Annotated in this window: 14 protein-coding genes; all 14 read left to right on the top strand. The window is 33.5% G+C overall.

Annotation, left to right across the window (positions count from 1 at the left end; translation table 11 throughout):
- Positions 1-15: 15 nt before the first annotated feature.
- The 14 genes from PG840_RS00070 to PG840_RS00005 all read left to right on the top strand — a co-directional run bounded on the left by PG840_RS00070 (position 16) and on the right by PG840_RS00005 (position 13,298).
- A complete protein-coding gene (locus tag PG840_RS00070; protein WP_270613228.1) occupies positions 16-1,110 on the top strand; it encodes a glycosyltransferase in 1,095 nt (364 codons plus the stop codon).
- A gap of 16 nt (positions 1,111-1,126) precedes the next feature.
- On the top strand, positions 1,127-2,368 hold the full coding sequence (locus PG840_RS00065) for a hypothetical protein (protein WP_270613227.1): 1,242 nt from the start codon (positions 1,127-1,129) through the stop codon (positions 2,366-2,368).
- A complete protein-coding gene (locus tag PG840_RS00060) occupies positions 2,365-3,780 on the top strand; it encodes a lipopolysaccharide biosynthesis protein (RefSeq protein ID WP_270613226.1) in 1,416 nt (471 codons plus the stop codon). The genes PG840_RS00065 and PG840_RS00060 overlap by 4 nt, the downstream gene beginning before the upstream one ends.
- A gap of 1 nt (position 3,781) precedes the next feature.
- The gene (locus PG840_RS00055) at positions 3,782-4,945 is read left to right on the top strand and encodes a CDP-glycerol glycerophosphotransferase family protein (protein ID WP_270613225.1); all 1,164 of its coding nucleotides are present in this window, start codon (positions 3,782-3,784) and stop codon (positions 4,943-4,945) included.
- A 125-nt stretch (positions 4,946-5,070) separates the two neighbouring features.
- Positions 5,071-6,144 carry a pyridoxal-phosphate-dependent aminotransferase family protein gene (locus PG840_RS00050; protein WP_270613224.1) on the top strand — a complete coding sequence of 358 codons (1,074 nt, stop codon included), beginning with the start codon at positions 5,071-5,073 and terminating at the stop codon, positions 6,142-6,144.
- A gap of 17 nt (positions 6,145-6,161) precedes the next feature.
- On the top strand, positions 6,162-7,466 hold the full coding sequence (locus PG840_RS00045; RefSeq protein WP_270613223.1) for a Gfo/Idh/MocA family oxidoreductase: 1,305 nt from the start codon (positions 6,162-6,164) through the stop codon (positions 7,464-7,466).
- Between the two features lie 349 nt (positions 7,467-7,815).
- The gene (locus tag PG840_RS00040; RefSeq protein WP_270613222.1) at positions 7,816-8,010 is read left to right on the top strand and encodes a hypothetical protein; all 195 of its coding nucleotides are present in this window, start codon (positions 7,816-7,818) and stop codon (positions 8,008-8,010) included.
- Between the two features lie 23 nt (positions 8,011-8,033).
- Positions 8,034-8,399 carry a hypothetical protein gene (locus PG840_RS00035; protein ID WP_270613221.1) on the top strand — a complete coding sequence of 122 codons (366 nt, stop codon included), beginning with the start codon at positions 8,034-8,036 and terminating at the stop codon, positions 8,397-8,399.
- Positions 8,400-8,417: 18 nt separating this feature from the next.
- Entirely contained in the window at positions 8,418-9,164 is a 747-nt protein-coding gene (locus PG840_RS00030) for a Panacea domain-containing protein (protein WP_270613220.1), read from the top strand.
- A 161-nt stretch (positions 9,165-9,325) separates the two neighbouring features.
- Positions 9,326-9,814, top strand: a complete 489-nt coding sequence (locus PG840_RS00025) for a DUF3592 domain-containing protein (RefSeq protein WP_270613219.1) — start codon at positions 9,326-9,328, stop codon at positions 9,812-9,814.
- A gap of 270 nt (positions 9,815-10,084) precedes the next feature.
- The gene (locus PG840_RS00020) at positions 10,085-11,041 is read left to right on the top strand and encodes an ArsR/SmtB family transcription factor (protein WP_022220591.1); all 957 of its coding nucleotides are present in this window, start codon (positions 10,085-10,087) and stop codon (positions 11,039-11,041) included.
- A 14-nt stretch (positions 11,042-11,055) separates the two neighbouring features.
- A complete protein-coding gene (locus PG840_RS00015; protein WP_270613218.1) occupies positions 11,056-11,865 on the top strand; it encodes an ABC transporter permease in 810 nt (269 codons plus the stop codon).
- Positions 11,866-11,879: 14 nt separating this feature from the next.
- Positions 11,880-12,725 carry an ABC transporter ATP-binding protein gene (locus tag PG840_RS00010; protein WP_270613217.1) on the top strand — a complete coding sequence of 282 codons (846 nt, stop codon included), beginning with the start codon at positions 11,880-11,882 and terminating at the stop codon, positions 12,723-12,725.
- Between the two features lie 36 nt (positions 12,726-12,761).
- Positions 12,762-13,298, top strand: coding sequence for an ABC transporter permease (locus tag PG840_RS00005; RefSeq protein ID WP_330674080.1), 537 nt, complete (start codon positions 12,762-12,764; stop codon positions 13,296-13,298).
- Positions 13,299-13,560 lie beyond the last annotated feature (262 nt).

The following is a 13,560-nucleotide window of genomic DNA, read 5'->3' as shown; positions in this document are numbered from 1 at the left end:
GAAATGAGGAATAACATGACAAAGCGAAAAGTATTGATTGTTATAACAACAGATTTTGTTCCATACGGTGGATTGACTACAGTTATGATGAACTATTATCGTGTGATAAATAAAAAAAATTTGCAGATAGATTTTGCTTCAACCAATGAACCGTGTGAGAAATTGAAGAGAGAACTTACACAAAACAGCTCAAAATATTTTAACCTCGGAAGCCGTAAACATTCACCAATACGCTATTTGAAAAATCTTTCTAATATTCTTAAAACAGAAAAATATGATGTAATCCATGTGAATGGAAATAGTTCAACAATGGCGCTGGAGTTGGTGACTGCTAAATTGGTTGGCGTACCATCAAGAATTGCACATGTTCACACAACACGAAGCAAATATCCTTATGCTAATGTTGTACTTCATCCGATTTTTTCAGAGTCGTATACTATGGCATTGGCGGTGTCCAAGCAAGCGGGGGATTGGTTGTATGGAAAAGAGTATACCATTTTAAATAATGCAATTGATACAAACAAATATAAATACAATTCAAAAATAAGAAAAGAAGTTCGCGAAAAATATAATTTAACGGGTAAATTTATAATAGGAAACGTTGGAAAATTGAATGGTCCTAAAAATCATATTCATTTACTATATACATTGGTTGAATATATTAAATTAGATGCAACGGGAATGCTTGTAATTGCTGGTGGTGGAACATTAGAAGAAGAGTTAAAAAAAGAAGCTGAAAAATTAAATATTGCTGATAAAGTTCTTTTTTTAGGAATGCAAAGTAATATTGAAAAGATTATTCAATCATTTGATATTTTTGCATTTCCATCACTTTTTGAAGGGCTTGGTATGGCCGTTATTGAAGCACAAGCATCAGGATTATCATGTATTGCATCAACTGCTGTTCCAAAAGAAACAGAACTTACACCTTATATAGAATATTTAGACCTGAATTTAGGATATGATGCTTGGGCTAAAACAATTTATGAAATGAAATTAAATAGTACAGATAGAAAAATAATGTCAAATGTAGCAAGAAAATGTATTTACGAACATGGCTATGAGATAAGTTGTGAAGCTGAAAAATTAAAGAAATTATATATGGAGTAAAGAGGAGGATAATCAGGTGACATTTTTTGGGGCAATATGGATACTTTTGATAGTGTATTGTATGTGTTCAAAAATCGAAAATATGATCGTATTAACAATTATATCAAGTACAATACAGTGTTCAAATGTTATTGTGCTGAATGGTGTTGGAATTGGTCCGCAAGTTATCACATCTATAGCGTGTATTGCCAGGATATGGTTAGCATGGCGTAACCTAAAAGTGACAATTTATTTACAAAAATTATTGTTATTTTTAGGAACGATAGGAATATTTTTATGTGTACTATTGTCGTCGATAATAAATGGTGTTATATCACAAAATTATATGCGCATAATGCAATTAGTGATATATATTTTTTGCTTTTTTTCAATGTTTTATGCTGGTAAATTTTTGTCAAATGATTTTGTTTATGTGTTGATTAGAAAACTGACTATTGCACTTATGATTATTGGTGCAATACAAATAGGTATAACATCTGGAATTTTACCACGGTTATCTATAATTAGAGAATTATTATATAACGATACTACATCTGATGTGATTTATTATACAAGAGATAATTATCATCGTATTTTATCAACCTATATGGAACCGTCGTATTTCGCTGGATTTGCAGTAGGAAGTTTTTATTATTTTCTGTTTTATAAAGAAAAAAGAAGCGAAAATATCGTTCTTTTAGGAATAATAATGGCTGAAATATTATTAACATTTTCGTCTTCGGCATATGGAGCATTTGCATTTGCCGGGATTATTTTTTTGGCGTCTTCAAAAGAAAAAAATTTGAAAATTTTAATTATAGTAGGTGCGACATTAGGATTTGTAGTTATGTATACATTCTTTTTCGATGTTTTGGATACAGTTATATTTTCTAAAGCTACTTCAGGTTCAGCTGTGGCAAGACATTATTGGAACTTAGCTGCAATAAGAAATTTTAATAATTCACCTGTTTGGGGCGTTGGATACAAGATGTCAAGAGCAAGTAGTATCATATACACAATATTGTCTGAAATCGGAATAATAGGAATGATTGTATATATACAATTGAATTTAACAATTTTATTTCCAATTTTAAGTATAAGATACAAAAGAACAGATAATGAGACTAAAGGCTTGCGGCTTGCGATTATTTCTGTAGTTTTAACACAGTTGATTGCTGTTCCGGATTTGGATATTTGTACATATTGGATGTGGATGAATTTATTGGCATTACGCATAGCAATTAATCAACAAAACAGTAAAAGGAAAGTTATTAAATGAAAAAAAATAAGTTTATAAAAAATTTGTCATTTGCAATATTCGCACAAATCATATCTTTATTGTCGAGTTTTTGTGTACAGTTTTTTGCTCCCAAAGTTTTATCAGTAGAAGAATATGCGTACTGGCAATTATTTTTATTTTATGTTTCGTATATCAATATTAGTCGTATTGGAATAATTGATGGAATATATTTAAAGCTTGGAGGAAAAAGTCGAGAAGAATTAGATTGTTCATTATTAAAAACAAAATGGATGATATTTTCTATTTTACAAATAATTATTGCTTTAATAATGAGTGTGATAGCGAATAATGTGATTATTGATCCAAATCGAAAGATTGTTTTATTAGCTTGTGGTATATGCATGGTATTAATCAATGTAAATAATTTTTTTGGTTTTTTATTTCAGGCTATAAATGAAACAAATATTTATTCGATATCTGAAATTATTTATAATTTGTTGTGGTTTATTGCAGTTGGAATAATCTGCTTTTTACGTGTGGGAAGTTATAAACTTATTATTTGTATGTATGTTTTAGGACAAGTTTGTGCTTTTTTCTATTTGGCATATAAAGCTAGGTTTATATTTTCAAGTCGAATTACTGGTTTTAAACAAACGATAATTGATATGTTAGATGATGCAAAATGTGGATTACCATTATTGGTTTCAATGTATGCAAGTATGCTTGTAACTGGATCTGCAAGGTTAGTTGTTGACAAGCGATGGGGCATAGAGGCATTTGGTTATTTTTCATTTTCTATGTCATTAACTACATTTTTATTAAAATTTATTAGTCAAGTCAGCATGGTATTATTTCCTGCAATTCGTAGAGTTGAGAAAAATACACAAAAAGTTATTTTTGAAAATTTTAATATAGTTCTTGCTATATTATTACCTGCTGCATTGATATTCTTTTCTCCAATGAAATTTATTGTAACGAAATGGTTGCCACAATATGAAACCAGTATGCGCTATTTGGGAATACTAATACCGATATGTGTATTTGATGGGAAAATGCAACTTTTGTACTCAACCTATTTAAAGGTATTACGAAAAGAAAAAAAATTATTATATATAAATGGTCTATCTGTATTGATTAGTTTTGGTTTATCTGTAATTGGCGCATATATCTTCCAAAATTTAGAGTTTATCGCATGGGGGTTATTGTTGGCAATTATGGTGAGAAGCTTTGTTGCTGAGATTTCATTGCTATCTTTATTGAAAATAAAAACGAATATATTAGTAACTTTTTCAGAAATTTTTATAATGATTGTATTTGCTTATTTGTCAACAGTGCTTATTAGTAAAGATATATTGTTAATATATTCTGTCATGTATATTGGATATTTATTTTTAAATCATAAAAGCATTGCACTATTAGTAAAAAAAATGAAACATACGAAGGGAAAATAATATGTTAAATAATGTTCGTTTAAAAAAAGTAATGAAGCAAACAATTTTTAGAGGAATATCTCTTATAAACAATGTGATACCGAAAAATGATAATAAGATATTGCTCTACAGTGGAAACCTTGGAATTCGGCATAATTTGCTTTCACTAAAAGAAGCATTGCTAGCTGAAAATTATGATAAAAAGTATCAAATTATATGTGGTGTAGAAAGTAAACGATATTTTGGAAATGAAAAAGCGTTGACATATGTTGGGAAAATTAGCGCTGTTTATCATTTCCTTACGACTAAACATGTCTTTTACACAACAGGGCAAATACCAATTAAGCCTTCAAAGAAGCAGGTTGTTATTCATATGAATCATGGAACATCAGATCTGAAAACGATGGGGAAGCTCTCAAAAATTGATAATGGTGATGAATTTTATTTTACATATATGCTTGCTCCCTCTGACTTATATGTTCCAATTGTGGCAAAAGAATATGATTGTCCAATTGAAAATGTTAAAGTCTGTGGTGAGCCAATGACCGATGATCTTTTTAAACCGCATGAAAAATATGAATTTGGAAATTATGACAAGGTTATCTTATGGATGCCAACATTTAGGCAGTCCGATTATCTGAATTACGATGATTCTCATGAGAATTTGCTTCCAATGTTTGAAGAAAAAGATTACAACTCATTAAATAATGTTTTATCTGAGTTGAATTTTAAGCTAATCGTGAAATTACATACGGCGCAGAATACAGCGGGATTAGAGAAAAGGCATTATAGCAACCTTGATATCTTAACGAATGCTGATTTTATATCGAAGGGTTATGAGATATATAAATTGATGCCTCAAGTAGATGCATTTATCGGAGATTATTCATCTGCGTCATTACAATTTCTTTTGGTAAACAAACCCAATTTTTTTGTGGTTCCTGATATGGAGGAATATGGAAAGAATAGAGGGTTCTGTTTTGATAATCCAGAAGAATATATGGCTGGACCGATAATTAAGACGCAAGAAGAATTGTATAAAGAATTAGAAAAATTAAAACTAGGCATAGACGACTATAAAGATAAACGTGCCAAAGTTATAAATAAAATTTTTAAATATCAAGATGGAGAAAATACAAGGCGTGTACTTGAATTAAGTAATATTAAGTTAGGAAATATAAAATAGGTGAAATAGTATGTATCATTTAACAAGAAAACATAGATAATTTTGTACAGATGCAAATAACCTATAAACAATTATTGAACGCAAAAGTGGCAAAATGAACACTCGCAAGACAGGAGGGATAAATTATGTTGAATTTTACAGTTGGTCCGGTTATGTCGGATGAAAGCGTAAGAGCTATTGGAGCTGAACAGGTTCCTTATTTTAGAACACCTGAGTTTTCGGAAATTATGTTAGAAAATGAAGCTCTGATAAAGAAGTTTGCGAAAGCAGCAGATGATGCAAGGGTAGTTTTTATCACTGGTTCTGGAACGGCTTCAATGGAAGCTGCTGTTATAAATGTATTTGATGAAAATGACAAAGTTCTGATTGTGAACGGAGGCAGCTTTGGACAGCGCTTTGTTGACCTGTGTGAAATCCATGATATTCCATATGAAGAAATCAAACTGGAAGCAGGTAAAGCACTGAAGAAAGAACAGTTAAATGTCTATAATGATAAAGGCTTTACAGGATTCCTTGTTAATGTTCATGAAACTTCAACAGGTGTGCATTACAACATAGATATGATTAGTGATTTCTGTAAAAAGAATGGAATATTCTTAATTGTCGATGCTATCAGCTCTTTTCTTGCAGATGATTTTCATATGAAAGAGCTTGGTGTACAGGTGATGATTACAGGCTCTCAGAAAGCACTTGCATGTCCTCCAGGGATATCAATTATTATCCTTTCACATGAAGCAGTTGAATGCATTAAAAGTCATAACGTTAAGTGTATGTATTTTGATTTAAAATCTGCGCTTAAAAATGGAGAAAGAGGTCAGACACCCTTTACACCGGCAGTTGGTATTTTGCGACAAATTAATGCTCGCCTGAAAGAAATTGATATGGCTGGTGGAGTAGAAGCAGAAACACGGAAGATCGCTGAATTAGCACAGGATTTCAGAAAGAAAATCAAAGGACTTCCGTTTGAGATTGTTTCTGAATCCATGTCTAATGCGGTAACTCCGCTGCATCCATTGAATGTATCTGCTTATGATGTGTTTTCGAAATTGAAAGATGAATATGATATCTGGATTTGCCCAAATGGTGGCGAGTTAAAGGATAGAGTGTTTAGGGTTGGACATATTGGAGCACTTACGAAAGAGGATAATACGACACTTGTAAACGCTTTCAAGGATCTGCAAAACAGGAAATTGTTATGAATTAGGAGGAAAAGGAGATGATAAAAGTAATTACATACGGAACATATGACTTGCTTCACTATGGACATATTAGGCTATTAGAGAGAGCAAAAGCACTTGGCGATTATCTGATTGTTGGTGTGACAGCAGATGATTTTGATAAGACAAGAGGAAAAATCAATGTGCAACAGTCTCTAATGGAACGAATCGAAGCAGTGCGTGCCACTGGCTTAGCAGATAAGATTATAGTTGAAGAATATGAAGGTCAAAAGATTGATGATATTCGTCGATACGATGCAGATGTTTTTACAGTTGGTTCTGATTGGAAAGGTAAATTTGATTATTTGAATGAGTACTGCAAAGTAGTATATTTGGATCGTACAGAAGGAGTTTCGAGTTCCGAAATTCGGTCAGAAGAGCGGAAAATAAGACTTGGAATTATAGGTGATTCACCAATTGCGAAAAAGTACATCAGGGAAGCACAGTATGTTAATGGTTTGAAGATTGTCGGAGTCTGTACCCAAAATCAAAAGTATTTTGAAGATATTTCATTTATAACAGATGACTATGATAAATTATTGGAATCAGTAGATGCTGTTTATATTGTATCTACTCCAAAGAATCATTATAATCAAATAAAGAAAGCACTAAAAAAGGGCAAGCATGTGTTGTGTGAGCCACCGGTTGCATTGGATAGTCAGCAAAGTAAAGAACTTTTTGAGTTAGCAGGCCAAAAAGAATGTATTTTAATGGATGCATTAAAAACGGCGTATTCAACAGCTTATTCCAGACTTCTTTTACTGGCGAAAGAAGGAAGAATTGGAGAGATTTATTCTGTAGATGCAACGTGTACGAGCCTACGATCTATTGCGGAAGACGAGTGGGATAGTATATGTGATTGGGGACCTACAGCCATGTTGCCAGTTTTAAATATACTCGGAGGGGACTATAAGGAAAAACATATCATTTCCCACATTGATAAAGACGGGCATGATCAGTTCACAAAAATTGACTTTTTATATGACCATGCAGTAGCTTCTGCAAAAGTCGCAAAAGGCGTGAAATCAGAAGGTGAATTGGTTATCTCTGGCACAAAGGGCTATATTTATGTTCCGGCGCCTTGGTGGAAAACAGACTATTTTGAAATTCGTTATGAGGACACATCTCAAAATAAACGATATTTCTATCAGTTGGATGGCGAGGGAATTCGGTATGAATTGGTTGCTTTTACAAGGACTATTGGAACTGGTCGGAACTTATCGTATGTTGACGAAGAGGTATCAAATGGTATTTGTAAAGTAATTGGTGATTTCTATAACAAAAAAAATTGCAACTCGATATAAAGATAATAGTTGGTATTTAGAAAGACTTATCGGTAAGTGTCTTAAAATATGATGAAATTGACAGTTTTGAATGACCATATAAAAATAGTTATTGTGACTTAGTGAAAAATAATATATCCTATAAATAAACTTGAATTATTCATGGAACAATATCTGAATTGATAACTGTACTATGAAAATTAAAAAATGAACCATGCAGTCATAACATCGCTCAATTTCTCCGTCAAAAGGGAGCAAAGTCCCTATCGCAGAGTTTAGAGCAATTGTTAAACTGTCAAGGTTCGTTAATAGTTGCTATTCCAGCTGTACATTTAGCTTTCGGAACATTTTCATCCAATGAAAGAAGCAAATGAGTAGAAGAAAAGAATTTTCAAAACTTAACCTGTTGGACAGATTTTTATTTAATGAAGCAATGGAAGATCCAGAGAATATGAAGACAGTACTGGATATCATTTTCGGACAGGACATTCTGCTCAGATTAGCACCGCATTCAGAAAAAGAGGTACGGACGCCAACAACTGGAAATTTTGCAAAAAATAAATAGTATTCAATCGGATGAAAATAACGGTGCGGATTAAACAATTAAATTCTATTGAATACAAAATTTCCAGATATAATACAGGAGATTTAAAAGGAAAAGTTCCAATTAATAAGTGTTTAAATGATTTGTTTGGGGTTAGAATTATTATTGATAGCTCTTTTACGCATGATGATTTAGCAGATCATTTAAAAGCAAAATATTCTATGCTAAAGTTAACAAATGCGTCTAAAAATGGATATATTGCATCCCATTTGTATTTTATGATGGATAATCAGTTGTTTCCATGGAAATTACAAATTTGGCAAAAACAAGATGAGATGAATAATTTGGCATCGCATAAACTTTACAAACAAGACTATACTTCATGGGAAAATAATTACAAAAATAGTTAAAGAGAGGAGGCGTATGGCATGTTTGATCATTTTATTATAATGGCAAGTTCTTATCGTAAGGGAACAAGAATTGCACTTCAGTATGTTTACGACGGGGGTGTTGATACGAATGAAATTCAAAAAGTAATAGAATTAATTGAACAGGCAGGAGACAAAACCTTTTCGTATTCTACACATTTTGTGTGTACTATGTCAGAAAGCTGGGAATCGGTTGTGTCATACGATCCGTTCTTTGAAGATGTATATTTAGTTGAATCTTTAGAAGAAATGTTATTCATTTTAGAAAAAGATATAAAACTTTCTGGGTTGGATATCGCAAAATATATTTTAACAAAACGTAACTGTACGCATTTGGAATTGGAAAAGTTATTGTATTTATGTTATGCAGATTATTTGTGTATGTATAAAAAACGTTTGTGCGAAGATACAATCTATGCATTTAGATATGGACCGGTAATGGACAGTGTTTACGAAAAGTATTCACATCATAACGGGTTACTTGGTAGTGAATTGACTACTTTGGTTGCACAAAGTAGAATTCTTTTGTTGCCAGACGGTAAAGAAAAGCTTGAATCTATAGAACGGACTTTAGAAAAATACAACAAGTGTTCAGCTTATGATATGGTTAATATTACTCATGCAAAAGGTTCTCCATGGGCTAGCAAGGATTCTTCAAAGTGGTATCAGATTATTGAAGATTCATTAATTCAGGAAAAACATTCTGTTGAAGAGGAGTATTTTGAAAAACAAATAAATAATATTTAATATGGTAAGTGCCTCAAAAGATGGAGCAGTTTATCTGCTACAATGTCTCCATCATGTTTTGGGGCACTTGCTAAAAGAAGTGAAAGAAACACATCACGTTTTATGCTATACTTAAGCGAACAAAGTGTTTAGGACATGATTTCAAAAAGAGGAGGAATACTATGGTAAATTTCTATGTGTATTCTTTTAGTATAGCAGCAATTCCACTACTTTTGGGTGTTTTACTGATCTGGTTTGGGAAAAAGCTGTGGAAGAAAGCAAATGCTGAAAATGCCAAATATCAGCAGCGCTATACAGGACGCACCACACTGCGTGTGATCGGTGTGGAGAAGCATGAACGGGAGGAAAGGGATTCTAATGAATCAGGTGAAATCATATATGTTACCAGCTATACCCCGATTTATGAGTATATGGTAAATGGTCAGAGATATGAATATCACACACGCCTGGGAAGCTCGATCGATCAGTATCCTGTCGGAAAGGAATATCCGGGATATTATGATCCGGAGAATCCGAAGGATGTGACGGAAACTTTAAAAGACATAACAGGTGGAGGAAGTCATTTCCTGAGTCTGATTTGTTTTGTAATTGGGGGAGTGGCGATTTTGCTTGGACTGGTGAGAGTATGGTCGGTTATAGCATTACTGTGAAAAAGTTCTGGATGTGAAGCCAATAAAGATAAATTCACAGGAAAAAGAAATTGAAAAAATGAATCTGATTTAGGTGTAAGATAAACAATATTTTGATATTAGGTGCTAATTTGGTTTTTTGCTGGATTAGCACCTTTTAATATTTTAAAATTACAGAACGAAAAATCAAATTAAACATTGACAAACCTGACCTTCATCTCTATAATGCCTACATCAAAAAGGAAAAAGGATTTGATTAACTGATCGGTTGATTGAAAAAGGTGTAACAATATGATTTTAGATATGTTTAGTGAAGAAGATATAAAAGTTGTTGTGTCTTATCTGCCTGTATGGGAATTTTTCTTTTCGATGCACGTACTTTCTAATCCGGAGCATCATGTATCCAGACAAAAATGGGTGCAGTCAAAAGAAAAGTGTTTACCAGAACTAGTAAAAGAAATCCGTAATCTCAAAACTTTGACAAATGAATGGATTTTAATTATCGATTCGGAAAAATGGAGTGAGATCCGACAAATGGAAATTATCGAAATGATTCGTTATTTTCGAAAAAAGAATATATACCAGTGGAATCATTGGGTAAAGGAAACAACTGGTAATGAAATGACCAGGAAAGAGCGTGACAGAATATTAAATGTTATGGAAGCGTATTATGAAACCGTATTTCGCAAAGAAGAAATGATTTTACGACCTTATCTCATAAGAGTAATTCAGAATGAAAAACGAAAATGTCAGGCAGAAGGATTGTGGAATTGGATCGGAAAAATCCATACACGTCTGCAGGTTGAAGAAACCGAAGTCATTTATCTGAAAAACCATGAATTTAAGTATAAGAAAAAAGAGCTGAATACGGTATTTCTTACAGTCAGTACTTTTGTGTATCCTCATTTATGGCTTTTTAAGCACAGGCAGGAACTGGAAGTGGTAAAAGGAGTTATTGTTGAATCGATCGAGAGTGATATTCCGGAAGACTTGGTGCAAATATTTAAAGTACTCGGAGACAAAACGCGATTACGGATTATCAAGCTTTTGATGCAGAATGTCTGTACCACACAAGAACTGGCGCAGAAATTGGAAATCAGCGAAGCGGCAGTGTCGAAGCATCTACAAATCATGTGGAAAGCAGATCTTGTTCATAAAAATAAAAAAGGATTCTTCGTAGAATATGAATTTAAAGAAGATATGATTAACTACATTCCTTACAAATTTTACGAAATGATAACTATCTAGAAGGGGGCAAATAGATGTGGCAGGTAATATTTTCAACATATCATAAAAACAGGATTGGGATTCTGAGGGCAGTTCCATGGTCATTTATGGTATCACGCGTGATAACGGGAGTTACTCAGATTATCTTTCCATATTTTGTATATCGCTATTTTATGCATGGAAATTTAAACAATGAATTCAGCAAATATGTAAATGGTGCAGATTATATCACTTATATTGTACTGGGATCTGCGTTAAATGTTCTGGCAGTTGCAACGCTCATGAATATCGGAAGGGCGTTGATTACAGAATTAAGAGAAGGCACACTGGAAATGCTGTTGTTATCGCCCGCACCAAGGAGTGAATACTTTCTTGGATGTCTGCTGGAACAGACGACACGGGCATTTCTGGAGTTTGGAACTGTGCTCATTGTCGGGGTACTGTTCGGAGCAAAATTAAGTAATTTTCTTTCCACCCGGGCACTGATTACGATTTTACTGGCAATACTAAGTTTTTTTTGTATGGGAATTTTATTATCTTCCGTTATGCTATATACAAGAGACACTTATCTGACACAGAATACATTATTTGTTACAATGAGCCTGGTATGCGGGATTACCTATCCGATTCAATATCTGCCGGATTGGGTTCAGAATGTAGCACAGATTTTTCCATTGACTCCAGCGGTTACTTTATTTCGAAATGTGGTGATCGGACATGAAAATCTGATCAGCAATCATCTACTGATTGTACAGATTCTTGTTCTGTCCGGCATTTATCTGGTTCTCGGTATGATCTGGTATCAGTCAATGGAGAGGAAACTGATAGAAAGTATATTTGGATAGATAGGAGAAAAGACATGGACGAACAGAAAATTATAGCTACAAATCTTGCAAAAAATTACGTGATAAAAGAAAGTGCATTGTTCGGTCGAAAAAAGAAAATCGTTTCCGCGGTAAAGGATATCACTTTGGAAATTCCAAAAGGGCAAATCATAGGCGTTCTCGGAATTAACGGCGCAGGGAAAACAACAACAATCCGTATGCTAGCATCGATTATCGCGCCATCCTCAGGAACGCTCACGATGAATGGTGCCGATGCAGTTAAAAATCATCGTTGGGTAAAAGAACGGATCAATGTAATTTCCGGTGGAGAAAGGAATCTGTACTGGCGACTTACTGCTATAGAAAATTTAAAATACTTTGGCAGTTTATATGGCTTGAGTGGTGTTAAATTAAAAGAAAAAATTGCAGAATTATTGAAAATAGTAGGGCTGGAAGAAGCCGAAGATATACCGGTTGAAAGATATTCAAAAGGAATGAAACAACGGCTACAGATTGCAAGAGGACTGATTAACGATCCTGAATATATTTTTCTGGATGAACCAACCCTTGGACTGGATATTGTGATTGCAAAGGAAATACGGACTATGATAAAAGAGTTGGCTCAGGAGGGGAAAAAAGGGGTTCTCCTGACAACACACTATATAAGTGAGGCTGAAGAACTTTGTGATTATATTTATGTTCTGGATAAGGGGCGAATGATTGCACAGGGTACTAAAGAAGAACTAAAAGATTTGTTTGCAAGTGAACCGAAGATGGTTTTGCAGGAACCTGGACTGGAAGAAATATTGATGAAAATTATTTACAGATCAAGAGGAGAAGACAGTGAAGAAAATATTTTTGGTAATAAAAGCAGAAATTGAAAAACAACAGAAACATGATTATCATTCAGCTTTTGTATATTTGTCGCTGCTGATCTGGCCGATTCTTGGATTTTTAGAAGTTTATTATTTCACAAACCATTTTCCTTAACCGGTTATATGGGGATTTCTGACAGCAAAGAATTACTGGCTTTCTTAGGAACCGGATTTATGTCCTATACATGCTTCTGGTCGATGGTACAAAATGCATGGTCGATGGCGAATCAGGAAAGAAAAGGCGGCACTTTGGAAATTACTTTTCTTTCCCCTGCAAACCGTCTGGCTATGATGTATGGGAGAGCACTTGGCGCATTGATTCAGGAAGTATGGATGTTCTGTTGTTTTTGCGTATTCATTTTGGTTTATACAAAAGCAATCCAATTCCACAACATACTGATTTTGCCATTTATTTTTCTTTTGTTGCTACTGTCTTCCACAATCTGGGGTGGAATGTTGAATTCCATTTTTATGTTTTCCAGAGATGCTTCGATCATTATGGATATTTTTGATACACCGATGACATTGTTTTCCGGTTCAAGAATTCCACGGAACTGCTTTCCTTTCTGGCAAAAATGATTTCACTTGTATTTCCGCTCACATATTGTATTAATATTATTCGATTTGTATTGAATATTGGTGGGAAAGGAAAACAATGGATCTTGAATATCGCCGGACTGCTGGTTTGTATGTGCATTATGGTAGCTGTTACAGTAGTTTTGACATATCAGGTTGAAAGACATAACAGAGAAACAGGGGAGTTACAGCTTTATTAAAAATCCTCTATTGAGTCGTCAATTAATGTATATTATAATAAGAAAAACACAATAAAAATCTGATT

It is taken from the genome of Coprococcus sp. AM97-35, assembly GCF_027697525.1.
Taxonomy (GTDB): Bacteria; Bacillota; Clostridia; order Lachnospirales; family Lachnospiraceae; genus Allocoprococcus; species Allocoprococcus comes.
The sequence above is the reverse complement of the archived record's forward strand: the minus strand, read 5'-3'. Positions and strand labels throughout refer to the sequence as shown.

What these genes read in the sequence shown, in the direction of transcription:
- PG840_RS00070 (WP_270613228.1), top strand. Translation starts at nt 16, where the DNA reads ATGACAAAGCGAAAAGTATTGATTGTTATAACAACAGATTTTGTTCCA.
- PG840_RS00060 (WP_270613226.1), top strand. Translation starts at nt 2,365, where the DNA reads ATGAAAAAAAATAAGTTTATAAAAAATTTGTCATTTGCAATATTCGCA.
- PG840_RS00055 (WP_270613225.1), top strand. Translation starts at nt 3,782, where the DNA reads ATGTTAAATAATGTTCGTTTAAAAAAAGTAATGAAGCAAACAATTTTT.
- PG840_RS00050 (WP_270613224.1), top strand. Translation starts at nt 5,071, where the DNA reads ATGTTGAATTTTACAGTTGGTCCGGTTATGTCGGATGAAAGCGTAAGA.
- PG840_RS00045 (WP_270613223.1), top strand. Translation starts at nt 6,162, where the DNA reads ATGATAAAAGTAATTACATACGGAACATATGACTTGCTTCACTATGGA.
- PG840_RS00040 (WP_270613222.1), top strand. Translation starts at nt 7,816, where the DNA reads ATGAGTAGAAGAAAAGAATTTTCAAAACTTAACCTGTTGGACAGATTT.
- PG840_RS00030 (WP_270613220.1), top strand. Translation starts at nt 8,418, where the DNA reads ATGTTTGATCATTTTATTATAATGGCAAGTTCTTATCGTAAGGGAACA.
- PG840_RS00025 (WP_270613219.1), top strand. Translation starts at nt 9,326, where the DNA reads ATGGTAAATTTCTATGTGTATTCTTTTAGTATAGCAGCAATTCCACTA.
- PG840_RS00020 (WP_022220591.1), top strand. Translation starts at nt 10,085, where the DNA reads ATGATTTTAGATATGTTTAGTGAAGAAGATATAAAAGTTGTTGTGTCT.
- PG840_RS00015 (WP_270613218.1), top strand. Translation starts at nt 11,056, where the DNA reads ATGTGGCAGGTAATATTTTCAACATATCATAAAAACAGGATTGGGATT.
- PG840_RS00010 (WP_270613217.1), top strand. Translation starts at nt 11,880, where the DNA reads ATGGACGAACAGAAAATTATAGCTACAAATCTTGCAAAAAATTACGTG.